We start from the raw sequence: 25,193 nt of genomic DNA, 5'->3' as shown, positions 1-25,193 counted from the left end.
GGCGGGAGACCCGGAGAATAGCAATCGATCAACTCCGGTCCGCGTGCCGTGCGAACCAGGCGGCGAGCAGTTCGGTGACCTGCCCGGGTCGTTCGCGGTGCGGCCAGTGTCCCGTGTCGAGCCAATGCAGTTCGGACCGTTCGCACAGGGCGGCGCTGGGTTCGGCGAGATGCCTGCCGAGCGCACCGTCGCGGCGTCCCCAGATGATCTGCGTCGGCACGCGGACCGTCCGGGCGGGCGCGGCGCGCCGTGGCATCGTCCTGAACATCGCGCGGTACCAGAAAAGCGGCCGCTGGATCGTGCCGGGATGGCGCCAGACCGCTCGATGCCGGTCGAGGTCGGCCTCGCTCAGCCGGGCGCCGTGTTCGAGCATCGCCGCGAGGACCGCGCCGCCGCGCGCGCCGAGGACGGCCTCGGCGAGACCGGGGATCTGGAACGCCAGCATGTACCAGCTCCGCAGCAGCTGGAAAGGCTTGCGTCGCAACGAGTCCGCGAACACCTGTGGATGCGGGCAGTTGACGATGGTCAGCGAGCGGACCAGATCGGGCCGTCCGGTCGCCACCGCCCAGGCCACCGCCCCGCCCCAGTCGTGCCCGACCAGATGGACCGGCGCCGCGTCCTGCCGCTCGATGAGGAGCACGATGTCGTCGACCAGGCGGGGCATCTCGTAGTCGGCGACGGTGGCGGGTTTGGAGGAAAGGCCGTAGCCGCGCTGATCCGGCGCCAGCGTCCGGTACCCCTGTGCGGCGAGGGCGGCCATCTGCGGCTCGAAGGTGAACCAGAGATCGGGCCAGCCGTGGAGGAACAGGGCGGCTGGACCGTCGTCGGGGCCGTCGGTCTCGACGTGCAGCAGGACGTCATCGACGTCGACGAACTGTGGCCGGAACATGGGTCTCCTCGTTCGGGCGGGTTCAGGCGGCGCCGAGTACGGCGGCGACCGTCGCGGACAGGGGACCGGGATCGCGGTCACGCAACGGCCGCAGCACCCGGCGCGCGATCCGCGGAGAACCGAGCGACGACAGCGGCCGGTGGAGATTGAGGACGTCGTTGAAGGCCGCCGCCACCTCGGGATCCAGTGCAGCCGCTCGTTCCAGCCGGTTGCGGTAGCCCTCACCGAACCGGGCGGCCCAAGGTGAGCGGGTCCCTTCGGTGCGGCAGCCGTAACGGAGATCCTCGCCGACCGCGAGCCGCCACGCCTCGGAGGACGTGGCGGCGATGGCGCGCGCCGCCCGGCGTCCGAACCCCTCGCCGTCGTCGGCGGCGAGTACCCGGCCGAGCGCGGCCGCGGAGAGGGCGGCCACGCTCATTCCCTGGCCGTATATGGGATTCGCCGCGCTGGCGGCGTCGCCGAGCGCGAGGACCCCGTCGGGCATTTCGCGAACGCGGTCGTAGTGCCGCCGGGTGTTGCTGCGGACGCGGAAGGTGCGGATCGGGCCGACCGGGGTCGAATGGCGAAGTGCCTCGGCCACCACCGGTGCCGTCAGCCGATCGGCGAAATCGCGCAACTCGGCCAGGTCCGCCGGAACCGGCCCGCGCCGGGCGATCGAGCCGAACGAGATGTGCAGCAGGCCGTGCTCGACGCGAAGCACGACGCCGCCGACGGAGGAGCCGGATGTGGCCTGGCCGCCGAGGATGGCCATCCATTCGGGGTCGAAGGACGGATCGGGTTCGGTGACCACGCTGATGTAGCGGACGTCGGAGTGGACGACAGACTGTGGCGGCGGCCGGTATCCGATCCGCTCGAGCCACTCCGGCAGCGGCGAGTTCCGGCCGGAGGCGTCGACGACCAGATCGGCGTCCAGGTTCCTGTTCGGTGTTCGGACCCCGGTGACCCGGCGGCGGGACCGATCGGTCAGCAGGCCGGTGGCGGGTGTCCGGTCCAGGACCGTGACGTTCGGCAGCGCCCGTACGCGGGCGCGGATCGCGTGCTCGAGCAGGATCCGGCTCGCCCCGAAACCCCCGCTCCACCAGGCCGGGATCCGGATGGTCGTCGCGCCGCGGACCAGGAAGAGCGAACGATCTCCCAGCGCGGGATCGGCGGAACCCGGGGTGAGCGCGCCGCCGGCGGCCAGTTCCGCGGACAGGCCGGGGAACAGCCCGACCAGCACCCGGCGGCCGGACCCCAGCAGACCGTGCGCGTGATGCGACTGCGGGACGAAGCGCCGATGCCCCGGCAGGTCCGGGAGCTCATCCCGCTCGACCAGGAGCACCTCGTCGTAGTGCTCGGACAGGACCCGTGCGGTCACGAGACCGGCGATCCCCGCGCCGAGCACCGCTGCGCGGCCGGTGTGTCGATATGACATTGTTCATATATAACTTGTTGAGTATTGGAGGTCAATCGTCGATGTCGGTGATCCCGCGGGACTGGCGGGCGCGTGTCGCGACCTGCCCGGCTGGGGTTGCGAAAGCCACTTTGCCAACGTTGGAGGTTGCGAAAGTGGCTTTCGCGACACGCCACCTGTGGAGCAGCGAAGCCCCAAACTGACGGGCAGTGGTGTCGCGAAAGCCACTTTCGGGTCACCTGACGTCGCGAAAGTGGCTTTCGCGACACGCCCGAACCGCGCGCCACGGCCGCCCTCGGGAGCGCGTCATCCGCCTCGGTTGGGGTTGCGAAAGCCACTTTGCCAACGTTGGAGGTTGCGAGAGTGGCTTTCGCAACACGCCACCTCTGGGGAGCGAAGCCCCCAAACTGACGGGCAGTCGTGTCGCGAAAGCCACTTTCGGGTCACCTGACGTCGCGAAAGTGGCTTTCGCGACACGTGTCCGAACCACGCCCCACAGCCGCCCCCGGGAGCGCGTCATCTGCCTCGGCTGGGGTGCGAAAGCCACTTTGCCAACGTTGAAGGTTGCGAAAGTGGCTTTCGCAACACGCCACCTCCGGGGCAGCGAAAGAATCGATCTATCCGCCAGGGCGGGAGCGCTAAGCGGTGGCGAAGCAGGCGCGGACGGTGGTGCCCTCCGGCCCGGTGTGAAGCCGTACGAGATCGGCCAGGTGGTTGATCAGCAGGAGCCCGCGGCCGCGCAGCTGCCCGGGGGAGGCGGGCCGCCGTCCGGCGAGCGGATCGGTCAGGTGGCCGGTGTCGCGGACTTCGCAGACCAGCAGGCCGCCCTCCGGCCAGATGCTGAGCCGTCCTTGCCCGCCGCCGTGGTCCACGCTGTTGGCGACGAGTTCGGCGACCACGAGTTCGACGTCGTCCACTCGATCGCCGGTGAGGCCCGCCCGCCGCGCCTGACCGCGGGCCATCGCACGGGCTTGCGCCAGGGAGGCCGCGTCGCCGGTGACGGCGTCGAGGGTGGTGTGCGCGGCGGGTTCGGTCGGGGACGGCGCGGGCAGTGGGGTGTTGTAGCCGGTGATGATGCGGCCGGGGTCGTAGCCGTCGCTGGCGCGCTCACCGGCGGAGTCGATCAGGAGCGGGTGGGTTGCTTCGGCGTCGGTCAGGGCGCGGGCGTCGAGGCGGGTGACGTCGTAGGGGCACAGGATGGTGACTTCGCGGCCGGTGAACGCCAGGTTGATCAAGGCCTCGTGCTGGGCGCACGCCGGATATTCCAGCTCCGACCGCTCGGCCCAGATGGGCTCGCCGATGATGCGGACGCGCTGTCCGGGATGGCTGTCGGCGAACGCGCGGAGGACACCGGGGATGATCCGGCCGGGGTTGCGGCCTTCCTCGGTCATGTCCAGCAGCCGTACCCGCTCGGCGTCCTCGCCCAGCGCGGTGCGCAGCAGTTCCAGGTTGGGGCCCGGCACCGAGACCGCGACCGGTTCACCGTTGTCCAGGCCCTGCCGGATGAAGGGGACAGTGCCCGTCAAGTAGTCGTCCTGCCCGCGGTAGAACAGCGCCGGGTGGACGAAGGGGTCGGTATCCGCGGCCGTCGTGCTCGGATTCACGGTGACCGGATGCCCTGGTTCGGCGGATTCATGTGCCGGAAGTCTTCCTCGATGCCCGGGACGGGGCGTTCGTCCCGCCACCGGCGGTCACCAGCATCTCCGAGCTCCGTTCCCAGGTCGGCGGGTCGAGACCGCCGACCGATAAGTACTCCTCCCGACAGCTTAGTGGCCCGAATCCGGTGGTTCACCTATGGGCGGCCGGCGGGTAGAGTCCGAGTAGCTAAATTTGGCTAGTAGGGAGAGGCTGATGTCGGTTACGCCCTATGTGATGGTGGACAGCGCGAAGGCATACAGACGGTTTCTGGAAGACGCGTTCGCCGCCGAGGTGTCGAACGTGATTCCGCTACCGGAGGATCCGGAGCGGATGGTGCACGCCGAAGCGCGGATCGGGACCGGTGTGGTGTTCTTCGCCGACTCCGGGGCCGGAGGGATGCGCTGCCTGCGGTCGCCGTCGGATCCGGTGCACGTCCAGTTGTGGGTCACCGTGCCGGACCCCGAGGACGTCTTCGCGCGGGCGGTCGAGGCGGGTGCGAAGCCGGCCATGCGGATCACCGCGCAGGACGACGGCAACCGGATGGGCGGCTTCGTCGACCCGTTCGGGACGTTGTGGTGGCTCAGCACGAACTCGCCGGGCTGACCACGTGTCGACGGTTCGCATGCTGGTTCTGGGCGCGGTCCGGCGCCGTGGCCGCGCCCACGGCTACCAGGTTCGCTCCGACCTGGAGTCGTGGGGCGCGCACGAATGGTCCACGGCGACCTCCGGTTCGGTGTATCACGCGCTCAAGGCCATGACCGGACAGGACTTGCTCGTTCTCCACGAGACGGTTCCCAGCGAGGCGGGCGGGCCGCCGCGGATGGAATACGAGATCACCGCGAAGGGCGAACAGAGCTACTTCACCTTGCTCCGCAAGGCACTCGGCAGTCGCGAGCCTCGGCTGGACATGCTCGCCGCCGCGGTGGGGCTCATCGAGGACCTGACCCGCGCCGAGGCGATCGAGCTGCTCCGGCAACGCGCCGAGGCCATGCGGCAGTGGGAGGCGAGTATCACCGCGCATCTGCCGCCGGGCGCCGACCTCGACGACTGGGGCCCGGTCGGCGAGGTCGTGGGGCTGTGGCTGCACACCGCCGCGCACCGCGTCGAATGGACCGATCGGCTGATCCGGCGCCTGGAGGACGGCGCCTACCGGATGGCGGGCGAGGCCTAGGGCGGAGGCGCGCCTTTACGACACTTACGTTTTCTTTACGGTCGGGGCCGGGATTCTTAGCGCCGGATCGTTAGTGTCCGCGTCGGTGTGCGGCCACCACAGGTCAGGTGGCCAGCCGGGTGTGCGATCGGGGAGGGCACGGAATGACCGAGGTACCGGAGCATGCTGTGCCGGAGCGGGTGGAGAGCCCGGTCCGGCAGGCGGCGCCGTCGGGGAAGGTCGGCAAGTGGCTGATGGAGCACCGGGTTCAGCCGGTGGGGCCGGAGAGCCATGAAGAGCACGCCACGCCGCAGTCGTGGTGGAAGGTCATGTGTCTCACCGGCGTGGACTACTTCTCCACGTTGTCGTACCTGCCCGGGATCGCCGCGCTGGCGGCGGGCGCGTTGTCTCCGCTGGCGACGTTGCTGATCGTGGCGCTGACGCTGCTGGGCATGCTGCCGATGTACCGGCGGGTGGCGAAGGAGAGCCCGCACGGTCAGGGTTCGGTCGCGATGCTGGAGAATCTGCTGCCGTTCTGGCGCGGCAAGATCTTCGTCCTGGTACTACTGGGTTTCGTCGCCACGTCGTGGATCATCACGATCACCCTGTCGTCGGCGGACGCCACCGTGCACGCGCTGGAGAACCCGATCGCGCCGTCGTTCCTGCACGGGCACGAGGTGCTGATCACGGTCGCCCTGCTGCTGATCCTCGGCGGGGTGTTCCTGCTCGGGTTCAGCGAGGCGGTCGGGGTCGCGATCCCGCTGGTCGCGATCTTCCTGCTGCTCAACGCGGTGGTCGTGGTCGCCGGGATCGGCGAGGTGATCGCGGATCCCGCCGCGTTCGACCGCTGGCTGGACGCGCTCACCTCCGGGGGAGGCGGGTTCGGCGGCGTCATCGGCCCGGCGATCCTGGCGTTTCCTTTGCTGGTACTGGGTTTGTCGGGTTTCGAGACCGGTGTGAGCATGATGCCGCTGGTGGCGGCCAAGGGCGAGAACGCCGAACGGAAACTGGCGGACCGGATCCGCAACACCCGCAAACTGCTCACCGCCGCCGCGCTGATCATGTCGGTGTACCTGATCGCGACCAGTTTCGTCACGACGGTCCTGATCCCGCCCGACGCGTTCAAACCGGGTGGTGAGGCCAACGGCCGGGCGCTGGCGTACCTCGCGCACGAGTTGCTGGGCGAGTGGGTCGGCACGGCGTACGACATCAGCAGCATCCTGATCCTGTGGTTCGCCGGGGCGTCGGCGATGGCCGGACTGATCAACATCGTTCCGCGCTACCTGCCCGCCTACGGGATGGCGCCGGACTGGGCCCGCGCCGTCCGGCCGGTGGTGCTGGTCTACACCGCGATCTGCGTCCTGGTCACGATCATCTTCAACGCCGACGTCAACGCCCAGGCCGGGGCGTACGCCACCGGGATCCTCGCGATGATGGTGTCGGCGTCGGTCGCGGTGGCCATCTCCGCGGCGAAGAAACGGCAGCGGAAGGCGGCGATCGCGTTCGCCGTGCTGACCCTGATCCTGATCTACGCCTTGGTGGAGAACGTCATCGAGAAACCCGACGGCCTCACTATTTCCGCGTTCTTCATTCTCGGGATCATCGTGGTGTCGCTGGTGTCGCGGGTCACCCGCACTACGGAACTGCGCGTGGACCACATCGAGTTCGACGAGCCCGCGCGCCGGTTCATCACCGAGTCGATCGCGCACGACGGCGCGCTCACCATCATCGCGAACCGGCGGCAGGCCGGGGACGCCGACGAATACCGGGCGAAGGAAGCCGAACAGCGCGGCCTGAACCCGGTACCGGGCGCCGCCGACGTCCTGTTCCTCGAAATCGACGTCATCGACCCGTCCGGCTTCAGCGACGTGCTGAAGGTCCGCGGTGTCGAGATCGAGGGATTCCGTGTCCTGCGGGTGGAAAGCCCGGCCGCGCCGAACGCCATCGCGGCTGTCCTGCTCGCGCTGCGCGACGCCACCGGTGTGCGGCCCCAATGTCATTTCGAGTGGAGCGAGGGTAATCCACTCGGGCACCTGTTCCGCTATCTGATCCTCGGCCGTGGCGACACCGCGCCGGTCGTCCGCGAGATCATCCGCACCAGCGAACGCGATCCGGCGCTTCGCCCGGGAATCCACGTCGGCTGACCGGAGTCAGGATGACGCGCGCCGCGCTCTGCCTGCGGTTTTCCACTCTGGCGCAAAAGTGTCGTCGTCCGGTGGGGAGAGGCGGCAGGCTGTTCCCGTGCCCAGGGGAGGGCACAAGGGGAGGGGAACGATGATCCGGAAAGTGATGCTCGTCGGTGGCGCGATGATCTCCGCGCTGGTGCTGGGGACCTCGACCGCGGAGGCGGCCGGTTACCTCATCAAACAGGGACACGATTACGCGCAGTACGAGACCACCCGCGATTTCGCCGAGGTCTGCGACGAGGAGCAGGACGGCAACGGCGTCTACGCCCAGTACAGGCAGAAGATCGGTTTTCTGACTCTTCGCGACAACAACGGTTCGAAGATCGGCTGTGGTCACGCCACGATCCCGGATGTGACGTCGTTCCGGCTCTGCGAGGACGACGCGGGAGACGACAGCTGCACGCCGTGGCGGATCGTGCGCTGAGGTTTCAGCCCAGCATCGCGGCGCCCACCGGCGTGAGATTGTGCAGCACCACGGCTCCGTGGCGTCGGCTGGTGATGAGCCCGGCGTCGCGGAGCACCGTGGTGTGCCGCGAAACCGCGGCCGCCGAAATGCCGAGCCGGTCGGCGAGTTCGCCGCTGGTGGGGCAGCCCGCGACCGCGTACAGGACGGCGGCGCGGGTCCGGCCGAGCAGGGTGGCGAGGTGTTTCGGCAGGGGAGCCGGCTCGTGCTCGTGGGACACCGGGAAGACGAGGACCGGTGGAAGGTCGTCGTCGGCGAGGGCGACCGGGGTGTCCCAGCAGAAGTAGGACGGGACGAGCCGGATGCCGCGTCCGCGAAGGTGGAGATCGCGGTCGATGGGGTAGCGCACGGTCAGGACCGGCGCCTCCCAGCGGAAGGCCGGGCGGAGCGACTCGAGCAGGCCGAGGGCGCCGTTCTCGCCGGCGAGGCGTGACCGTACGGCCCGGTCGGTGTCGACCTGGGTGCGGACGGTAGTCCACTGTGGAGCGACCAGGGTGTCGTGGGCGATCCGCAACGCTTCGGTGACCTGATCGAGCGCCGTGCCCGCCGCGAGTCCGTGTGTCCAACTGGGCAGGCGGCGGTGCTGTGCCATCAGCCCGACTTCGCGCCCGAGCCGGTCCGCCGGGGTTCCGCGGAGTGCCTCCAGCCCGGCCTCCAGCCCGCCCTCGGACTCGGCGGGGGTGAGGAAGTCCGGGAAGTACCGGGCCGGTGGCGCGATCGTCTGCAGGAAACGCACCGCCGTCCGGGTGTCGCGTTCCCGCAGCCCTTCCCGCACCCGGCGCCGCCAGCGCGCGAAGGCGGGAATGCCGTCGAGCGTGAGTTTCTGCATGGCCAGAACCGTTTCCCACAGCGGATCCGGCGCGGCCGCGACACGGACACGGGCCAGGTCACGGTCGGTGAAGTGAATACGAAGCATGACGCCTCCCCCTGGAGTCGTCGTTCATTTATCACATCGGAGGGGACCATGAAGCGTTTTCTGAGCAGGAACCTGCGGCGGGTGGCGACGGCGGCCGTGGTGGCGTCGGCGGCGACGCTGGCGTTCACGGGCACCGCGTCGGCGGCGACGGGCGCGGCCACCGGATCCGGGAGCGAGGTCTACGGATCGGCCAACTGGACCTGGACGCTCAGCGGGATGAAGAGCATCAACATGGCCGTGCGGGACACGAAATGCGACGGCAATCCGGTCTACGTGCACTTCGAGGCCGACCTGGGCATGGGGACCATCGACCCGACGCCGTACCGCTGGAACCAGAGCGGATGTGGCACCACGACCACCTGGAGCAACCTTTGGTACAGCTCGGGAACGAAGCTCACCCGGGTCCGCGTCGTGGTCTGCGTGGACGACGCGGGCTGGGACACCTGCTATCGGAGCGGCTGGCAGTACAACCCCGAAGCGTAGACTCGTCCCGCTGCCGCGCGACCGAAGGACTGACGATGAGCCTGCCCTCAGCCGACCGGTTCGTGGATTCGCTCGAAGCCGCGTACCGACGGCTGATCGAAAGCGGGGCGGTCTCGCTCAGCGTCGAACACGATGACGACGAGACGGTCGTCCGGGTCGAGCCTGCTGTCCCCGGTGCGCCGCGCCTGCTGCTGCGCATGACCGGAAGCATCGGGGACCTGTTCCTTGACGATCTGAACGCGTTCGAAGTGGATTCGCCGGAAGACGACGAAGAGTTCGCGGCGTTCGCGCGGGCGCTGGTCGATGGGGAGGTCGAGGTGGTCTTCAGGAGGACCTTGCTCGGCTGGCGGCCGGCGGGGGTCGAATGGCCTGGTGGTGGGTGGTCGCTTCCGGGCCTCTTTGGCTGGGCTTTCCGGTCGCGTCGGGAGAAGGTTCGGGGATATTGCTGAGCTGGTCCTTGTGTCCACAGAGGACGGTTTTCGGGGCTTGAGGTCGAGGTGGCGTGTTGCGAAAGCCACTTTCGCAACGTTGGGTGTTGGGAAAGTGGCTTTCGCAACGTCGGTTGGCTGGGTGGGGTCCGGTCGTGGTGCGCCGGTTCGGGCGGGTGTCGCGAAAGCCACTTTCGGGACGTCTGGTGTCGCGAAAGTGGCTTTCGCGACACGCGTGCCGGTCGGGTGGGCCGGTTGGTGGTGTGAGGCTTCGGTGTTGCAGAGTGGCGTGTTGCGAAAGCCACTTTCGCAACGTTGGGTGTTGGGAAAGTGGCTTTCGCAACGTCGGCGGATGGCTGGGTGGGGTCCGGTCGTGGTGCGCTGCTTGGGGTGGTGTCGCGAAAGCCACTTTCGGGACGTCTGGTGTCGCGAAAGTGGCTTTCGCGACACGCGTGCCGGTCGGGTGGGCCGGTTGGTGGTGTGAGGCTTCGGTGTTGCAGAGGTGGCGTGTTGCGAAAGCCACTTTCGCAACGTTGGGTGTTGGGAAAGTGGCTTTCGCAACGTCGCCTGGCCGGCTGGGGTCCGGTCGTGGTGCGCTGCTCAGGCGGGTGTCGCGAAAGCCACTTTCGCGACGTCTGGTGTCCCGAAAGTGGCTTTCGCGACACGAGCGTCAGGGCCGCGCCCCCCGTCCGCCCGTAAAACCAAACGCGCCCAGAACTGTCCCCTATGGACAGTAGGTCACTCAGGCATCGTGATCGCGAACGGAGCCGAGACGTCCTCATGGCTGATCATGAGCAGCGCCGTCCCGCGCCGCGTCGCCTCGGCGGTGAGGAAATCCAGCAGCCGCGCGCGGTTCGCCGTGTCGAGCGCCGAGGTCACCTCGTCGCAGATCAGCACCGTGGGGTGGGCGAGGAGCGCCCGGGCCACGGCACAGCGCTGGAGCTGGCCACCGGAGAGCTGGCCGGGCCGCCGGTCGGCCGCGTCGATTCCGAGGCAGCGCAGGGTTTCCGTCGCTTCGAGCCGGGCGTCCGCGCGGCTGAGCCCGCGAAGGAGGCGGGCGGTGTCGGCCACCTGGTCGAGCACGTCGCGGAATTCGTCGAAGGACGCGCGGCTGTCCTGATGGACGTATTGGATCGCACGCAGTTGCGCGCGGGTGCGACGACGGGCGAGGCGGGGAAGCCGGACGCCGTCGATTTCGATGGTGCCCGCGCTCGGTGGAGTCAAACCGGCGAGAGCACGGGCGAGTGTCGTCTTGCCCGCGCCCGAGACGCCGGTGAGCGTGGTCCGGCTGCCGGCCGCCAGCTCCAGGTCGAAGTCCTCGACGAGCGTCGTCCGCCCGGCGCGCACGGTGAGTCCGCGAACGACGAGCACCGGCGAAGACGGTGAAGGGGGCGGCGGGCCTTCGAAACGCACGGGGTCGGGGAGCGTCGGGGACGGCACCAAGCGGTGGTCGCGGAGTTCGGCGACGTCGCCGTCCAGGGCGCGGGCCAGCGTGAGGTCGTGGGTCAGGATCAGCAACGCCGTCCCGGCCCGGGAAAGCTCCGCGAGCCGGGCGGTGAGCACGGCCCTGTTCGCCGCGTCGAGACCGCTGGTCGGCTCGTCGAGGACCAGCACCCGGGGCCGGTTCACGAGGGTGGTGGCAAGCGCCATGCGCTGCTGCTGTCCGCCGGACAACTGATGCGGGAACCGCCGCCACAACGCCTGTTCGAGCCCCGATTCCGCCAGCGCGGTGCGGGCCGCCGCCAGCCGGGCGGCACGGCCGTGGTGGCGGAGGGCGGCGAGTTCGGCCAGCACGGGCCCGCAGCGGCGGACCGGGTCAAGTACCGCCGACGGCTGCTGCGGCAGGTGGCCGATGACGCCTGCCCGCGCCCGCCGCAGTTCGGAAGCGGTCCGGCCCAGCAGCGGGGATCCCGCCAGCATCACCGACCCGGACAGCGTGATCCCCGGGCGAGCCTGTCCGGTCGCGGCGAGACCCAAGGTGGTCTTTCCCGTGCCGGACGCGCCGAGCACGACGAGTACCCGGCCCGGTTCGAGGGACAGTGAGACGTCGTCGAGCAGAACGGTTTCCCCGGCGCGGGCGGACAGCCCGCTGATCTCCAGGACGGTCACGGGATCACCCGCCTGGCGGCGAGCAGCCGGTCGGCGACGAGGTTCGTGCCGACGCACAACGCCATCAGCAGCGCGGCGGGCACGAGGACCACCGCGGGCGAGGTGTAGAGCGCTTCGCTGTTGCGTTCGATGACCACGGCCCAGTCCGGGGAGTCGGCCGGCAGGCCGAGACCGAGGAAGTTCGCCGACGCCAGCAGGTAGAGCACCACGCCGAGACGGGTGCCGGCGTCGGTCGCGACGGGGCCGGCGAGGTGCCGGGCGACGTACCCGAGCTGGATCCGCCACCACGGTTGTCCTTGCAGGGTAAGGGCTTCCACGGCGGTCCGGCAGCCGGGCGCCAGCGCCGCGGCCCGCACCACGCGGGTGATCGCGGGCAGCTGGAGCACGGCGACGACGGGAATGAGCACGCCCGGCCCCCGGTGCCCGGTCGCGGCGAGCACCATGAGCACCAGCAGCGAGGGGAAGGCCAGCACGAGATCGAGGGATCGCATCACGGTTTCGTCGGCCAGGCGTCCGCGCCCGGCCGCGACCAGACCGAGCGGCACCCCGATCAGATAGGCGAGCCCGAGCGCGGCGGCCGTCATGCCGATCACGGGAAAGCCGCCCGCGAGGATCACCGTGAGCGCGTCACGGCCGAGGACGTCGGTGCCCAGCGGATGGGTGCCGTCGGGTGTCTGCCACGGCGCCCCGACCGATTCCACAGGGCCCGCGATCACCGGCCCGGCCATGGCGAGCGCCAGCGGTACCGCGAGGAGGGACCAGCCCAGCATCCGTTTCACCACGTGGCACGCTCCCGCTGCGGCGTGAGCCGATGCGCCACGAGGTCCGCGACGAGGTTCCCGAGCACGACCACCCCGGCGAACAGCAGCACGTAGCCCTGCACCTGCGGGATGTCCCGGTTCTGCACGGCCTCGACGAAACCCGTGCCGAGCCCGGTGATCGCGAACAGGGACTCGACGATCACCGTGCCGGTCAGCAGGCCTTCGACGGCGCGGGCGAGTTGCTGCACGGCGGGCGCCGCGGCGGCGGGCAGGAGATGCCGCAGCACCACGGTGCGTTCGGGCAGGCCCAGCAGGCGCAGGTGCCCGGCCACCTGGCCCCGGGTCTGCTCGGCGATTCCGATCCGGAGTTGCCGGGCGACGTCGCACAGCTGCCGGGCGACCAGCACGATCACCGGCAGGACGAGGACTTCGGGGCGTGCGGTCAGGTCCGTTCCGGCCGCGGTCGCCGGGAGCAGTCCGGTGTAGACGGCGAATCCGGCGACCAGCAGCAGACCGAGGACGAACTCGGGGATGGCGTGCAGGAACAGCGTGACCGAGGTGAGCATCCGGTCGGTCCGTGATCCTTCGCGCAGCCCGCAGGTCACCCCGATGGCCAGCGCGAGCGGTACGAGCACGAGCAGGGTCACCCCGGCGAGCACGGCGGTGGCGGCGAAACGCCGGGTGATCTCGTCGGTCACCGGGGCACCGGTCACGAGCGACCGGCCGAGATCCCCGCTCATCAAACCCGAAATCCAGTGCCCGAACCGGTCGAGGACCGGCTGGTCGAGGCCGAGCCGGTGGCGCACGGTCGCCACCTGCTCGTCGGTGGCCTGCTCGCCGAGCACGACCGACGCCGCGTCGCCGGGAAGCAACGCGGTCACGGCGAACGTCGCGACCAGCACGAACATCGCCTGCAGTACCGCGAAACCCAGCCGCCGGGCGGTGTAACCCGGCACGTCAGGACAGCCGGGCGCGGTCGAACCTCGCCCAGTCGAAGGTGTTCGGCGGCGCGGTCACCAGTCCGGAAACCCGCTTCGACACACCGATCGTCCAGGTGCTGAACCCCCAGGCGAGCAGGCCTCCGGACGCGTGCACGATCCGCTGCGCGTCACCGAACAGCGCCAGCCGGGCACCTTCGTCCGCGGTGGCCGCCGCCCGGTCCATGAGGGCGTCGAACTCCGGCGAGGCGAAGCCGTTGACGTTGTTCGAACCGCCGGTCCGGAAGCGCTGGTTGAGGAACGTCGGCACCGGCAGGGTGGCCGTGCGGGTCAGCGCGGCGACGCCCTTGGTCTTGATCTCGCTGAAATAGGTGCTCGACGCGCGCGTGTTCGGCGTGACCTTCAGCCCGATTTCCCCGAGCTGCCGGGAAATCAGCGTGGCCGCGGTGGCGAAACCCGGGTCGACGTCGCTGGTTTCGACGGCGAAGGCCAGCCCCTCCGCGCCCGCCTCCCGGACGAGCGAGCGGGCCAGTTCCACATCGCGCCCGCGCTGGGGGATACCGGCGGCGTACCCGCGGAGTCCCTTGCCGAACAGGTCGTTGCCGATCTCGCCGCGGCCGGCCAGTGCGACGCGGTTCAGCGCCTCTCTGTCCACTCCGGACAGTACGGCGCGGACCAGCCTCGGGTCGGCGAACGGCGGCTGCGTCACGCGCAGGATCATGCCCTGCATCGTCGTTCCCTTGGCTTCGAGCAGCGAGACGCGCGCGTCACCGGCCAACCGGGCCGCGGTTCCGGCCGCGAGATCGTGGGCGTAGTCGACCTGCCCGGACAGCAAGGCGTTGACGCGCGCGGCTTCCTCGTTGACCGGGACGAATTCCAGTTCGCCGACGTTCGGCGCACCGTCCCAATGGGACTCGTTCCTGCGGAACACCGCCGGGCCGCCAGGGGTGAACGAGACGAACCGGAACGGGCCGGAGCCGACCGGCGCCGTGAAGTCCGTCGTACCGGCGGGCACGATCTCTGCGCCCGGAGCGCCCCAACCCGACGGGAACTCGAAGTCGGGCGCGGTCAGGATCAGCTCGATTTCGTTGGGGGACACCGCTTTGCTGCGGCCGAAATCAACCTTCGCGAAGTACTGCCGTGATGAGGAGGCCAGCGCGGGATCGGCGATCCGCCGGAAGGTGTAGAGCACGTCGTCCGCCGTGACCGGACGGCCGTCGTGGAAGGCCGCCCGCCGCAGCCGGATCCGCCAGCGCGTGCCCGAATCGTCGCTCTCCCAGGACTCCGCGAGCCGCGGCCGCAACGAGGTGTCGGCGTTGTAGGCGACCAGCGTGTCGAAGAGCGCCTTTGCCCTCGCCTGGTCGACGAAAAGGGAGACCTGCGCCGGGTCCAGCGTCTCCTTCGAGCCGCCCGCGGCGAACGCGACCCTCAACCGGCCTGTGTCCGCCGGCGCGGTCCCGCACGCGGCCAACGGCGTGAGAGCGGCCAGGGCGAGGAGCCGCCGGCGGGTGAGCGGATGACGCGTCATAGGAACCTCCGGGACATCGAGCACTGTCCCGGGCGCGCGGCCGCACGTGAACGGGACCCCGCTCCGTACTCCACGACAGTTGGGGCTGGCGGTACCCGGCGGGCAGTCCGGCTCTCGGCACCGGGAGTCCTCCCAGGCCGATCACGGTTGCGGGTCAGCGCCGGATTCACACCGGCTTCCCCCGACGGGCACCTTCTTGCGTTGTGGCGCCCACGGTAACCCATGACCGCGGTGTGCTACACAGGATCAAGATCACGAAGGGAGGCCGGTGGACGAGAAGCTCGCGGCGGACTGGGTGCGCCGGTGGGACATCCAGCAGGAACGCTACATCGCCGACCGCGAAGAACGCTTCGCCGTGCTGATCGACGTCGTCGAGCACGTATGCCGTGGCGTCGCCGAGCCGCTGGTGCTGGACCTCGGCTGCGGACCGGGATCGCTGGCCACGAGGCTTGCCGGGCGGCTCCCGCGGGCACGGATCGTCGGCGTCGACAACGACCCCTTCCTGCTCGCGCTCGCCAGGGCCACCCGGCCGCCGGGGGCGGAAATCGAGTACCTCCAGGCGGACCTCGCCCAGAGCGGCTGGCTGAAGTGGGGGCCGGTCGACGCCGCGGTCTCGACGACCGCGTTGCACTGGCTGCGTCCCGAGCGGCTCGCCGAGGTCTACCGTGACCTCGCCGGAGCGCTGAGGGCGGGCGGAGCGCTCGTCAACGGTGATCACTTCTACGACGAACAGCCTGCCATCCGCGAACTCGCCGAGGTGGTCAAGAACCGGCGGGCGGAGCGTGCCGGGGTCGGCGCCAACGAGGAATGGAAGGCCTGGTGGGCCGCGGTCGCCGCCGATCCCGCGCTGCGTGAGCGGTTCACGGCCGACGAGCTGCGCGGCATTTCGACCGGCTACGGCAACCGGTTGAGCCCGCAGGAACACACCAGGCTGCTCCGGGAAGCGGGCTTCGCCGAAGTGGCCCCGGTGTGGCAGTTCGGCGACGACTACGTCCTGACGGCCTTGCGCTGACGCCGATCCGGCCGTCGGTCCTGGACGCGTCGGGCGACGGCGAGCACGACAGGCGCCGCGAGCCAGCACAGGTAGGCGGCGGTGTCGTTAGTCAGGAACGAGACGGGTACGGAGATCCCGAACACCGCGGCGAGGCAGACGCTGCGAGTCAGGCTTTGGGCGAACACCTTCGGCGGCCCGCCGGTCCCGTACAGGTGTCCGCGCCGGATCTCCCGGATGATCAGCGCGAACGACGCCGAGGCCAGGACCTGCACCATCGCGTACACGCTGAACCGGAGCGGGAAGGCGCCCTCGGCGGTGATGACCCGCGTCGCGAACGGCATCAGGACCTGCATGAACAGCCAGGCCAGGGTGAGGCTGATCAGGCGCCCGTTCAGTGCGCGGACGTAGGGGAAGATCTCGTGGTGCGCTCGCCAGTGCGCGGAGATCACCACGAAGCTGAGCGCGAAGGCGATGTATTCCTTGCCGTGGGCCGAGATCGAGCTCAGCATGGCGCCGGTGGTGTCGCCGTGGGGGATCGGGAGATCCAGCGCCAGCAGGGTGAGCGCGATCGCGATCACCGCGTCGGCGAAGATGCCGAGCCGCTCGGCGGCGGCCTTTCCGATCGCGCCGCCGGTCTGTGTCGTCATGGTGAGTGCCTCAGGCGGCGATCTTCGCGGCGAGGCGCCGCGATCGCAGGGCCAGGACGATCATGACCGCCGGGAGCAGGACGTCGGTGACGAGCACTCCGCCGGTGTTGCCGGGGGCGTGGTCATCGTTGGCGAACCATTGGTAGACGTGGCCGATCGCGGCTCCCCAGAGGAACATCCCGCCGGCGATGCCGATGGTGAGGCGTTCGCGCGCGGAGGCCGAGGCGGCCCGGAAGCCCAGGACGGCCAGCGCGAGGTTGGCGAAGGCGATCTCGAACATGAACGGCGTCCGCTCGAAGCCGATCGCCGTGGCCATGACGTCCGGGAAGGCGAGGAAGGCGACCGTCATCCACAGGCTGCCGCAGCCGAAGGCGCCGATGGCCCACCAGCGCTGCCAGATTTCGAGCCGCTCCTGAGACGACGTCGCGTGGCGGGCGCGGAGGAAGGCTCCGGCGGCGGGCACGACGACCCAGACCAGGGGGAAGGCGGATTGGGTGAAGTAGTTCATGCCTTCAGTCTTACCTAGTTAATATTAACCCGTCAACACTGATGGTAGGGTGGCTCCGTGGACGACGGACTCGCGGACCTGCTGCACCGGGTGGTCATGCTGATGGGCGAAGCCGCCCGTCGGCGCGCCGACGACCCAGACGGTTTGACGTACAGCCAGATACGGCTTCTGGGCACGCTCGAGGAGATCGAGCCGGCGACGCAGCACCGGCTCGCCCAGGCGCTGTCGGTCTCCGACCCGGCGATCAGCCGGGCCCTGCGGCCACTCGAAGCGGACGGTCTGGTGCGGATCACCGTCGATCCCGAGCACGCGCGCCGACGGCTGGTCCGGCTCACCGATCTCGGCCGGAAAGCCTTCCACGCCGCGGGAAAGCCGCTTTACGACGAGCTGCGCGAAGGGCTCATCGCGGCGGGCTTTCCGTACGAGCGCTATCTCCAGGACACCGTCCGGCTGGCCGAAATCCTCGCGGCCGACTGAGCCTTACCGGGCTTTTTCCAGCACCAGCGGGGTTTCCGCGGCCGGCAGGACGCGTGCTTTCGCCTTCACCCGAGACAGCATGACCGCGCACACGATCGCGAAGAGGAGGGGCACCGTGGCCGCCACGACGATGTCCCGCGCCGCCAGCGCCTGCCCGATGAGGACGCCCGCGATCCCCGGCCCGACGATGGAACCGAGCCGTCCCAGCGCGGCCGCCCAGCCCACACCGGTGGTCCGGGAGCCGGGCGGATAGGTCGCCACCGCGAGGGCCAGCTGGCCGAGCTGCGCCGACACCACGCCGACTCCCGCACCGGCGAGGCACAGGAGCAACGCGGTGTCGCCGAGGGACGCCTTCGCCGCGATGATCATGAACACCCCGCCGATGGCGGGCATCAGGATCATCGCGCGGGCGATCCCCAGCCGTCCGGCGAGCGGCAGCAACGCCAGGCCGCCGATGATGCCGCCGAGGGTGAGGAACGCGAGACCGAGCGGAGCCTTGGACGGGCTGAAGCCGTATCCGGTGAGCAAGGTGGGGATCCACGAGATCAGGACGTAGGAGGTGATGAAGACGAGGAAGGAGAAGGCCCAGATCAGCGTGGTGGGCAGGCGCAGGGCCGGGTCGAAGAGCCTGCCGATCTTCGCGTCGCTCTTGTCGCCGACGGTCGCCGTGACCGCGGTCCCTTCGGCGGGCAGCAGCCACGCCAGCACGGCGGCGAACAGCAGCGGGACGATCCCCGCGACGTAGAAGACGCCGTCGCTGCCCACGAGGTTCAGCAGACGCCCGCCGAGAAGCCCGCCGAGTCCGGCGCCCGCCCCGAGACCGAGGGCCACCGCGATGGATACCTGCTCCCGGCGGTTCTCGGCGCTGTGTTTCGTGGCCAGGCCGACGGCCGCGGGCACCACCACGCCGAGCCCGACCCCGGTGACCAGGCGGGTCGCCGAAAGCAGCGCGATCGACTCCAGGGGCAGGGTGGCCGCCGTCGCGATGGTGGCCACCCCGAAGAGCACGACGGCACCGATCAGCAGCCGCCGTCCCGGTATCCGCGCGCCGAGGTATCCCGCCGACAGGTAGCCGAACACCACGCCGATGTTGGTCAGCACGACGGCGAGGGTGAACGCGGCCGGCGTGACCGCCCATTCGGCGGCCATCGTGGGGATGGCGAGCGAGAGCGCGGCCGTGTCGAAGCCGTCCAGGAGAATCGCCAGGAAACAGAGGACGACGACCGTCCAGTGCACGGAGCCTGCCCGGGTGGCGCTCATGAAGTTCTCCTGTTCTGGCCGTGGGGAGTGGCTTTCGCGACACCCCTCGCTGGAACTCGTGCCCGGCCGCGACGAAAGCATTCGCGGCGGGTGTCCACAGTGGTCATCACGCGGCGACCTGCCGTCCAGCATAGGGAAAGCCCAGCACAGACTGGGGAATCGACGGCGGAGAAGGCAGTTCAGGAGAACGCGCCGCCGGATCGGGCATCCGGCGAGTAGGTTCGCCTTGTGGGGTCTGTACTGGAATCGGTGCGCCGCGTGGTGATCGTAGCCTTCGACGGCGCGCAGATACTCGATGTCGCCTGCCCCAGCGGGGCGTTGGAGATCGCGAACTCGCACGGTGCCGCGCCGCCGTATTCCGTCGAGCTGGCCACCGTTCATGGGCGCACGACGCGGAGTTCGTCGGGGATCCTGCTCGCCGGTGTGCGGCGGCTGGCCGAGGTGTCGGGGCGGATGGACACGATGCTGGTGGTCGGAGGCGCGGGAACGGAGGCGGCCGCCAGGGACGAGCGATTGCTGACGCAGGTGCGGCGGCTGGCCGAACGGAGCCGGCGGGTCGCTTCGGTGTGCACGGGGACGTTCGTGCTGGCGGCCGCCGGGTTGCTCGACCACCGGCGGGTCACCACGCACTGGGGATACAGCGAGCAGCTCGCCGCGACTTTTCCCGCCGTGACAGTGGATCCCGCCCCGCTCTACATCCGCGACGGGAACGTCATCACCTCGGCCGGGGTCATCAGCGCGCTGGATCTCACGCTCGCGCTGATCGAGGACGACCACGGTCCGACGCTGGCCCGCGAAGTCGCCCGTGAACTGGTGACCTATCTGCACCGCCCGGCCGACCAGGCGCAGATCAGCACGTTCCTGGCCGCTCCGCCGCCGGGCAACCGGGTCGTGCTGGATCTGCTGGGCTACATCTCCGCGCATCTCACCGAGGATCTGAGCCCGCCGGCGCTGGCGGCGCGGGCCGGGGTCACCACCCGGCACCTCACCCGCCTGTTCACCGCCGAGCTGGGCAGCACCCCGGCGCGGACCGTGCGCACGGCGCGGACCGAGGCGGCGGCCCAGCTGGTGCGGTCCACCGCGTTGCCGCTCGCCGCGGTCGCGCGGCAATGCGGGTTCGCCTCGGCGGAAACCCTGCGCACGGCGTTCCGCCACCACTACGGGCTGTCCGGGGACAAGCTTCGCAGGATGCCGGACATGCCACGCCCGATCGTCCCCTGACCGCTCCAGGATTCGCGGCATGAACGATGCGAAGACCACGCGCAGGACAGTGCTGGCGGGAGCCGCGGCGGCCGCGGCGTTCGGCCTCGGCACCGGCACCGGCACGGCCCAGGCGGAGAGCTCAGGATCGAAGATCGGCATCCTGCTCTACGACGGCTTCAGCCTGCTGGATCCGACCGGCCCCGCCGAGGTGTTGTCCCGGCTTCCCGGTGCGACGGTGACGATGATCGCCGAGCGCCGCGGCCCGGTGCGCACCGACACCCGGGACGTCGCGGTGATGGCGGAACGTTCGGTGGCCGAGGTGAACCGCCTGGACGTGCTGCTGGTCCCGGGCGCGGGCAACCGCGGCACGGTCGCCGCCATGGAGAACCAGGTCCTGCTCGACTGGATCCGGCGCGTCCACCGGCACACGACCTGGACCACGTCGGTGTGCACGGGATCCTTGATCCTCGGCGCGGCGGGGCTGCTCCGCGACCGGGCCACCACGTACTGGGCGTCGGCGGACTACCTGGAGAAGACCTTCGGAGTGCGCTACGTGGCCGAGCGGTACGTCCAGGTCGGCAAGGTCGTCACCGCGGCGGGGGTGTCCGCCGGGATCGACCTCGCGTTCCATCTCGCGTCCCTGCTGGCCGGAGAGCGGATCGCCCGCGGTATCCAGCTCGCCGTCGAATACGACCCGCGGCCGCCGTTCGACTCGGGCGACGCCGCGAAGGCGAGCCCGGAACTCAAGGCACTCGCCCTGAAACTGCTCGCCGAGTCGCAGGAATAGCTGAATGGCCGTCGACAGCTCGGGGCGTCCCGGCGAAGAATGGGAACGTCGACGGAGTACGTGTCATCGAAATGTGCCGAGGAATCGCGAAGGGACATCCTTGTCGTGAAAACGCTCCGCAATTTTGCGATTATCGTAGCCTTGTTCGCGTTGTTCCTGCCGATCTCCGCGTCCGCCCAGGGGCAGGCCGAGTCGGGACTGCAGGAAATCCAGTCTGTCAACGGAGATCGGGCCGAGCAGGGGGCGGCGGGAATCGGCGCCGGCGTCTACGCCAAGTTCAACCTGCTCTCGCTCTTCCAATGCCCGTACACCAATTGCAACCAGGGGTGGGTCAACGACGGGCTACCGTTGCCCGCCGACGACGTGGCGGCGATCTGCCAGTTCCCGGGATGGAAGAGTCCGCGGGGGAACAACTGGGTGCTTCTGCTCAGCCATCAGAACAATCACGTGGGATTCGCGGATATCGGTGACGTCGTCGCACAGAACGGGACGTTCACACCGCCCGCGTGCTGAGGTCCGCCCCGGGAAGTGTCCGCCGGACGGCGAGGACGACGGTGTCGTCGGCGTGCAGGACGACGTCGTGCATCCGGACGGCCAGTTCCCGGGGAAGCTCGCCGATGGGAAGGGCGGCGTGCGCGGGGGCGAGGTCCAGGAGCCGGTCCTGTCCTTCGAGATAGTCCTTGCGGCTTTCGACGAGGCCGTCGGTGTAGAGGAGCAGGGTGTCGCCGGGGTCGAGGGTGTGGTGGCGGAGTTCGGGGCTGCCGGGGTCGGGGAAGCCGATCCCGCGGCCGACGACCGGGGCGCGCAGCAACCGCGCCTGACCGTCCACAGTGGCCAGTACGGGAGCGGGATGGCTGCCGTTGGCGAGGGTCAGTTCGCCGGTAGCGGGGTCGATCCTGGCGAGGATCACGGTCGCCATGAGATCGGGTTCGATGGTGGCGAGGGTGCGTGCGGTATGGGCGATGAGATCGCGGAAGGGATGGCCCTCCAGCGCGAGGGTGCGGATCGCGTGGGTGACGGTGAGGGCGTGGCGGGTCGAGGTGACCCCGTGCCCGACGGCGTCGACGAGGGTGATGTGCAGGTGGCCGCCGGGAAGGACGAACCAGTCGTAGAGGTCGCCGCCGGTGGGGGAGTCCTGGTCGGTCGGCGAGTAGTGGACGGCCAGTTCGAGCCCCGGCACGGCGGGCGGGCCTGGCCGTAGCGCGTCTTCGAGTTCGCGGAAGATGACGGAGTGCGCGCGGCGGAGTTGTTCGTCGCGCTGTTCGAGTTCGATGTACATGGCCAGCACGCCGCTGTTGGTTTCGGCGAGTTCGTGTTTGAGCTCCCGTTGTTCCTGGGCGAGCGCGTCGGCGCGGGCGATGAGCGCGAGGGTCTCCTCGTCCGTGGCCCGGTCGTCGGCGGCCGGGACGGGATGCCGGGCGGTTCCCGTGGGGAGGTGCCAGGTGAGGCTCGTGTCGTCTTCGGCGTCGGGCAGCAGCGGGAGCGTGTTGCGCCGTGGCCGTTCGACCGGGCGGGGGAGCCGGACGGTGACGGCCAGCAGGCCGTCGGCGGTGCTGCTTTCGAGCGTCACTTCCGTGCCGGTGTCGAAGGCGGGTTCGGCGAGCAGGGTCGCGGCCATGACGAGCCGGGCGCGGTCTTCGACGGGGACGCCGGCTTCGGCGCAGACGGTACGGAGGCGGCGGCGGAGCCGGGCGAGGTGTGGGTGCATCAGCCGAGCTGGTCCGGGTGCAGGGCGATCATGGCGGCGTCGTCGCGGGGGTTGCGATGACGGTGGGCGAGAAGGGCGGCGAGGAGCAGCGCGTTCGCCGGCTGCGTGGCGCTCGCCGGTGCGCGCCAGGTGTGGTCGACGCCGTCGGTGTGCAGCACGACGAGGTCGCCGGCGGTGAGCGCGGCGTGCCGGACCTGCGCGGCGGGCAGGGCGTAGCCGACGACGCCGGGGATGCTGAGCAGCAAGCGCGATCGGCCGTCCCCGCTGAGCGTCGTGCCGCTGATGTTGCCGACGCCGCAGAATTCGAGCCCGCCGGAGGCGATCCGGGCGAGCGCGACGGCGGCGCCACGCGTCGTGCGCAGGGCGCGGTGCATGGTCGCCAGCTGATGGGGGAACGGGCGATCGGGGTTCTGGCGGAACACGCGGATCGCCGTGTCGGCGGCTTCGGCGGCTTCGGGCCCGTGGCCGAGGCCGTCGACGACGACCGCGGCCCAGCCCCCGGACAGTTCGGCGAGGGCGACGGCGTCGCCACAGTGGTCTTCCCCGTCGCGGGGGAGGCAGAAATGCCCGACCGCGGCGGCGGGCCCGGCCGGTGTCCCGGGGACGAGGACCCTGGCCGCGGCGAGCGTGCCGGACCGGGGCGCCGAGCGGATCCGGAAGACGGTGGCCATCCTGCCGACCGCGCCGAGGCCCGTGCCGAGCGTGCCGGTGGTGGTGTTGCCGTCGACGAGCCAATGCCCGACGTCGGCCATCCCCGGGCCGTCGTCGGCGGCCAGGACGTCGATGCCGAGCCCGATCGCGGGCCGCTGCACGACGATCGAACCGTTGATCGCGTGCCGGTCGAGGTTCCCCGCCAGTTCCGAGGTCACGACGGCGGCGCGTTCGGTGAGCACCGAGGGCAGCCCGCCCGCCCGTCCGGTTTCGCGGGCGGTCCGTGCGGCGGCGTAGACGGCGCTGGCGTGGTCGACGCGCAGGTGGCGCGAGGGCGGGGGAACCACGATGCCGGTCATGGTTTCCAGCGCGTGATCGTGATGGTCGTGCCCCGGCCGGGAGCGGTGTCGATGGTGAATTCGTCGACGAGACGGCGGGTCCCGCCGAGGCCGTGGCCGAGCCCGGCGCCGGTGCTGAAACCGTCGGTCATCGCCTGGGCGACGTCGGCGATGCCGGGCCCGTCGTCCCGGACCCGCAGCCGCAGCCCGAGCCTGCCGCGGTCGTCGCGGAGCATGGTGATCGTCATGGATCCGCCGCCACCGTGGATGTAGGCGTTGCGGACCAGTTCGCTGGCGGCGGTGACGATCTTGGTCTGGTCGACGATGGAGAACCCCGCGGCGACCGCGCTGGACCGCACGGCGTGCCGGGCGGTGAGCAGATCCTCTTCGGCGCGGACGGCGTGTTCGAGGGGCGGGACGTCGCGTCCGGGGTCGGTGAGTTCGTCAGGGAGCATGAGGCGCCTCGGCGGGACGGCGCCAGCCCAGCAGTTCCATCGCCTGTTCCGCGTTGAGCGCGGTCCGGACGCCGGTGAGCTGGAGCCCGAGTTCGGACAGCGTGATCGCGACCGCGGGGCGCATCCCGGCGACGATCATCGTGGCGCCGAGCAGGCGCCCGGTGTCGGCGAGCTGCATCAGGACCCGGGCGACGAACGAGTCGATGATCTCCAGCCGGGAGATGTCGATGATGACGCCGCGGATGTCTTCGTCGGCGATACGGGCGGTGAGCTCTTCGGTGAACCGCAGGGCGGTCTTGTCGTCCAGGTCGCTGAGGAGACCGGTGAGCAGGATGTCGCCGAGCCGGAGGATCGGCAATCCCGCCTGGGCGCTCACACCGTCACCGTGCTCGCGTGCGTGCTGTCGCCGATGAGCCGCATCGCGGTGGCGAGCGCGTCGGCGAGGGAACCGCGGGTGACGATATGCGACAGGTCGATACCCAGCTGGGTGATGGTCTGCGCGATCGACGGGCGGATGCCGCTGACGACGCATTCCGCGCCCATCAGCCGGACCGCGCTGACGGTCTGCAGCAGGTGCTGGGCGACCGCGGTGTCGACGGTCGGCACGCCGGTGATGTCGATGATCGCGACCCGGGCTTCGTGGGTCTGGATCGCCTCGAGGAGGTTGTTCATCACGACCTGCGTGCGGGCGCTGTCGAGGGTGCCGATCAGCGGCACCGCCAGCACGTGCCGCCACAACCGCACGACCGGGGTGGACAGTTCGAGCATCTGGTCGTGCTGCTGGCGGATGATCTGCTCCCGCCCGGTGACGTAGACCGCGAAGGTCAGCACACCCGCGCTGTCGAGCAGTTCGCTGACCAGCAGCGCCGCCCGGTAGCGCAGGCCGGCGTCCTCCGTGTGCCGCTCGACGGCGGCCAGCATCATGCGTTTGAGCGACAAGATCGCCAGGGCGGTGGCCGACGGCTCGGCGCCCGCGCGGGCCCGGCGCTGCGAAAGGGAGATCAGCGCGTCACGGACCGCGCCGTCCCGCGCCACGATCCGGTCCGCGGGCAGTGCCGTGCCCAGCGCGGCTCGCAGGGCTTCGAGCAGTTCGGCGGCCTCGCGGCGGAGATCCTGCTCGGGGTGCGCCGCGGCGGGCGGTTCGAGCTGACGGCGGACCCAGTCGTCCACCAGCGTGGTGTGGTCGTCGTCGAGGGTCTGCGTCAGCAGCTCCCGAACGGGGGCATCATCCGTCCCCAGCACCGTGTCCTCCTGCGGTTTGGGGCGCGCTCTGCTGTACGCCG

General features: G+C 70.2%; 27 protein-coding genes and 1 riboswitch. Of the genes, 11 read left to right on the top strand and 16 right to left on the bottom strand.

Translation table 11 applies throughout. The annotated features are described in order from the left end of the window. Positions 1–28: 28 nt before the first annotated feature. From ACZ1DY_RS28855 to ACZ1DY_RS28845, 3 genes are all read right to left on the bottom strand, one after another. On the bottom strand, positions 29–889 hold the full coding sequence (locus ACZ1DY_RS28855) for an alpha/beta fold hydrolase (RefSeq protein WP_465481500.1): 861 nt from the start codon (positions 887–889) through the stop codon (positions 29–31). Between the two features lie 22 nt (positions 890–911). Continuing rightward, positions 912–2,303: an NAD(P)/FAD-dependent oxidoreductase gene (locus tag ACZ1DY_RS28850; protein ID WP_465481499.1), complete on the bottom strand. Its 1,392-nt coding sequence runs from the start codon at positions 2,301–2,303 to the stop codon at positions 912–914. A 617-nt stretch (positions 2,304–2,920) separates the two neighbouring features. After that, a complete protein-coding gene (locus ACZ1DY_RS28845) occupies positions 2,921–3,886 on the bottom strand; it encodes an anti-sigma factor RsbA family regulatory protein (protein WP_465481498.1) in 966 nt (321 codons plus the stop codon). A 247-nt stretch (positions 3,887–4,133) separates the two neighbouring features. Here ACZ1DY_RS28845 and ACZ1DY_RS28840 point away from each other — a divergent pair, with 247 nt between their 5' ends. The 4 genes from ACZ1DY_RS28840 to ACZ1DY_RS28825 all read left to right on the top strand — a co-directional run bounded on the left by ACZ1DY_RS28840 (position 4,134) and on the right by ACZ1DY_RS28825 (position 7,680). Continuing rightward, the gene (locus ACZ1DY_RS28840; protein ID WP_465481497.1) at positions 4,134–4,523 is read left to right on the top strand and encodes a VOC family protein; all 390 of its coding nucleotides are present in this window, start codon (positions 4,134–4,136) and stop codon (positions 4,521–4,523) included. A 4-nt stretch (positions 4,524–4,527) separates the two neighbouring features. Beyond that, the gene (locus ACZ1DY_RS28835; RefSeq protein ID WP_465481496.1) at positions 4,528–5,091 is read left to right on the top strand and encodes a PadR family transcriptional regulator; all 564 of its coding nucleotides are present in this window, start codon (positions 4,528–4,530) and stop codon (positions 5,089–5,091) included. A gap of 143 nt (positions 5,092–5,234) precedes the next feature. Next, positions 5,235–7,214 (top strand): APC family permease, encoded by a 1,980-nt coding sequence (locus ACZ1DY_RS28830; RefSeq protein ID WP_465481495.1) that lies wholly within the window; start codon positions 5,235–5,237, stop codon positions 7,212–7,214. Between the two features lie 130 nt (positions 7,215–7,344). After that, entirely contained in the window at positions 7,345–7,680 is a 336-nt protein-coding gene (locus tag ACZ1DY_RS28825; RefSeq protein WP_257485592.1) for a hypothetical protein, read from the top strand. 4 nt (positions 7,681–7,684) lie between these two features. On the opposite strand, the gene ACZ1DY_RS28820 is transcribed toward ACZ1DY_RS28825, so the two are convergent. Beyond that, complete coding sequence (locus ACZ1DY_RS28820) at positions 7,685–8,635, bottom strand: ArsR/SmtB family transcription factor (protein ID WP_465481494.1); 951 nt, start codon at positions 8,633–8,635, stop codon at positions 7,685–7,687. A 48-nt stretch (positions 8,636–8,683) separates the two neighbouring features. Here ACZ1DY_RS28820 and ACZ1DY_RS28815 point away from each other — a divergent pair, with 48 nt between their 5' ends. Both ACZ1DY_RS28815 and ACZ1DY_RS28810 read left to right on the top strand, forming a co-directional pair. Next, complete coding sequence (locus ACZ1DY_RS28815; RefSeq protein WP_257485594.1) at positions 8,684–9,118, top strand: hypothetical protein; 435 nt, start codon at positions 8,684–8,686, stop codon at positions 9,116–9,118. A 62-nt stretch (positions 9,119–9,180) separates the two neighbouring features. Beyond that, positions 9,181–9,567, top strand: coding sequence for a hypothetical protein (locus ACZ1DY_RS28810; protein ID WP_465481493.1), 387 nt, complete (start codon positions 9,181–9,183; stop codon positions 9,565–9,567). 717 nt (positions 9,568–10,284) lie between these two features. Here ACZ1DY_RS28810 and ACZ1DY_RS28805 read toward each other — a convergent pair. Genes ACZ1DY_RS28805 through ACZ1DY_RS28790 form a run of 4 tightly spaced genes read right to left on the bottom strand, consistent with a single transcriptional unit; the run spans position 10,285 to position 14,882 of the window. Then, entirely contained in the window at positions 10,285–11,655 is a 1,371-nt protein-coding gene (locus tag ACZ1DY_RS28805; RefSeq protein ID WP_465481492.1) for an ABC transporter ATP-binding protein, read from the bottom strand. After that, a complete protein-coding gene (locus ACZ1DY_RS28800) occupies positions 11,652–12,437 on the bottom strand; it encodes an ABC transporter permease (RefSeq protein WP_465481491.1) in 786 nt (261 codons plus the stop codon). Before ACZ1DY_RS28800 ends, ACZ1DY_RS28805 begins: the two co-directional genes overlap by 4 nt. Next, the gene (locus ACZ1DY_RS28795) at positions 12,431–13,372 is read right to left on the bottom strand and encodes an ABC transporter permease (protein ID WP_465481490.1); all 942 of its coding nucleotides are present in this window, start codon (positions 13,370–13,372) and stop codon (positions 12,431–12,433) included. The genes ACZ1DY_RS28800 and ACZ1DY_RS28795 overlap by 7 nt, the downstream gene beginning before the upstream one ends. 1 nt (position 13,373) lies before the next feature. Beyond that, positions 13,374–14,882, bottom strand: a complete 1,509-nt coding sequence (locus ACZ1DY_RS28790) for an ABC transporter substrate-binding protein (RefSeq protein WP_465481489.1) — start codon at positions 14,880–14,882, stop codon at positions 13,374–13,376. A 102-nt stretch (positions 14,883–14,984) separates the two neighbouring features. Then, positions 14,985–15,111: riboswitch (cobalamin riboswitch) on the bottom strand. Positions 15,112–15,150: 39 nt separating this feature from the next. Here ACZ1DY_RS28790 and ACZ1DY_RS28785 point away from each other — a divergent pair. After that, a complete protein-coding gene (locus ACZ1DY_RS28785; RefSeq protein WP_465481488.1) occupies positions 15,151–15,894 on the top strand; it encodes a class I SAM-dependent methyltransferase in 744 nt (247 codons plus the stop codon). On the opposite strand, the gene ACZ1DY_RS28780 is transcribed toward ACZ1DY_RS28785, so the two are convergent. Both ACZ1DY_RS28780 and ACZ1DY_RS28775 read right to left on the bottom strand, forming a co-directional pair. Continuing rightward, on the bottom strand, positions 15,870–16,523 hold the full coding sequence (locus tag ACZ1DY_RS28780) for a TMEM175 family protein (protein ID WP_465481487.1): 654 nt from the start codon (positions 16,521–16,523) through the stop codon (positions 15,870–15,872). The genes ACZ1DY_RS28785 and ACZ1DY_RS28780 overlap by 25 nt on opposite strands. 10 nt (positions 16,524–16,533) lie before the next feature. Beyond that, positions 16,534–17,031, bottom strand: coding sequence for a DUF6790 family protein (locus ACZ1DY_RS28775; protein ID WP_465481486.1), 498 nt, complete (start codon positions 17,029–17,031; stop codon positions 16,534–16,536). A 57-nt stretch (positions 17,032–17,088) separates the two neighbouring features. Here ACZ1DY_RS28775 and ACZ1DY_RS28770 point away from each other — a divergent pair, with 57 nt between their 5' ends. Continuing rightward, a complete protein-coding gene (locus ACZ1DY_RS28770) occupies positions 17,089–17,508 on the top strand; it encodes a MarR family winged helix-turn-helix transcriptional regulator (RefSeq protein ID WP_465481485.1) in 420 nt (139 codons plus the stop codon). Positions 17,509–17,511: 3 nt separating this feature from the next. Here ACZ1DY_RS28770 and ACZ1DY_RS28765 read toward each other — a convergent pair whose 3' ends face one another. Further along, entirely contained in the window at positions 17,512–18,768 is a 1,257-nt protein-coding gene (locus ACZ1DY_RS28765) for an MFS transporter (RefSeq protein WP_465481484.1), read from the bottom strand. Between the two features lie 258 nt (positions 18,769–19,026). Here ACZ1DY_RS28765 and ACZ1DY_RS28760 point away from each other — a divergent pair, with 258 nt between their 5' ends. From ACZ1DY_RS28760 to ACZ1DY_RS28750, 3 genes are all read left to right on the top strand, one after another. After that, positions 19,027–19,989, top strand: coding sequence for a GlxA family transcriptional regulator (locus ACZ1DY_RS28760; RefSeq protein ID WP_257489936.1), 963 nt, complete (start codon positions 19,027–19,029; stop codon positions 19,987–19,989). Positions 19,990–20,008: 19 nt separating this feature from the next. Then, the gene (locus ACZ1DY_RS28755) at positions 20,009–20,758 is read left to right on the top strand and encodes a DJ-1/PfpI family protein (protein WP_465481483.1); all 750 of its coding nucleotides are present in this window, start codon (positions 20,009–20,011) and stop codon (positions 20,756–20,758) included. A 105-nt stretch (positions 20,759–20,863) separates the two neighbouring features. Continuing rightward, the gene (locus tag ACZ1DY_RS28750) at positions 20,864–21,271 is read left to right on the top strand and encodes a hypothetical protein (RefSeq protein ID WP_465481482.1); all 408 of its coding nucleotides are present in this window, start codon (positions 20,864–20,866) and stop codon (positions 21,269–21,271) included. Here the strand turns inward: ACZ1DY_RS28750 and ACZ1DY_RS28745 are convergent. The 5 genes from ACZ1DY_RS28745 to ACZ1DY_RS28725 are packed head-to-tail and all read right to left on the bottom strand — an operon-like array spanning position 21,252 to position 25,152. Continuing rightward, positions 21,252–22,466: a PP2C family protein-serine/threonine phosphatase gene (locus tag ACZ1DY_RS28745; protein WP_465481481.1), complete on the bottom strand. Its 1,215-nt coding sequence runs from the start codon at positions 22,464–22,466 to the stop codon at positions 21,252–21,254. The two genes, ACZ1DY_RS28750 and ACZ1DY_RS28745, sit on opposite strands and share 20 nt — an antisense overlap. After that, positions 22,466–23,476: a SpoIIE family protein phosphatase gene (locus ACZ1DY_RS28740; RefSeq protein WP_257485608.1), complete on the bottom strand. Its 1,011-nt coding sequence runs from the start codon at positions 23,474–23,476 to the stop codon at positions 22,466–22,468. The genes ACZ1DY_RS28745 and ACZ1DY_RS28740 overlap by 1 nt, the downstream gene beginning before the upstream one ends. Further along, positions 23,473–23,910, bottom strand: a complete 438-nt coding sequence (locus ACZ1DY_RS28735; protein ID WP_257485609.1) for an anti-sigma regulatory factor — start codon at positions 23,908–23,910, stop codon at positions 23,473–23,475. Before ACZ1DY_RS28735 ends, ACZ1DY_RS28740 begins: the two co-directional genes overlap by 4 nt. Next, complete coding sequence (locus ACZ1DY_RS28730) at positions 23,900–24,286, bottom strand: STAS domain-containing protein (RefSeq protein ID WP_126735943.1); 387 nt, start codon at positions 24,284–24,286, stop codon at positions 23,900–23,902. Before ACZ1DY_RS28730 ends, ACZ1DY_RS28735 begins: the two co-directional genes overlap by 11 nt. After that, on the bottom strand, positions 24,283–25,152 hold the full coding sequence (locus ACZ1DY_RS28725; RefSeq protein WP_126735944.1) for an STAS domain-containing protein: 870 nt from the start codon (positions 25,150–25,152) through the stop codon (positions 24,283–24,285). The genes ACZ1DY_RS28730 and ACZ1DY_RS28725 overlap by 4 nt, the downstream gene beginning before the upstream one ends. Positions 25,153–25,193 lie beyond the last annotated feature (41 nt).

The sequence above is a fragment of the Amycolatopsis sp. PSD-21 genome (genome assembly GCF_055561455.1).
The sequence above is the reverse complement of the archived record's forward strand: the minus strand, read 5'-3'. Positions and strand labels throughout refer to the sequence as shown.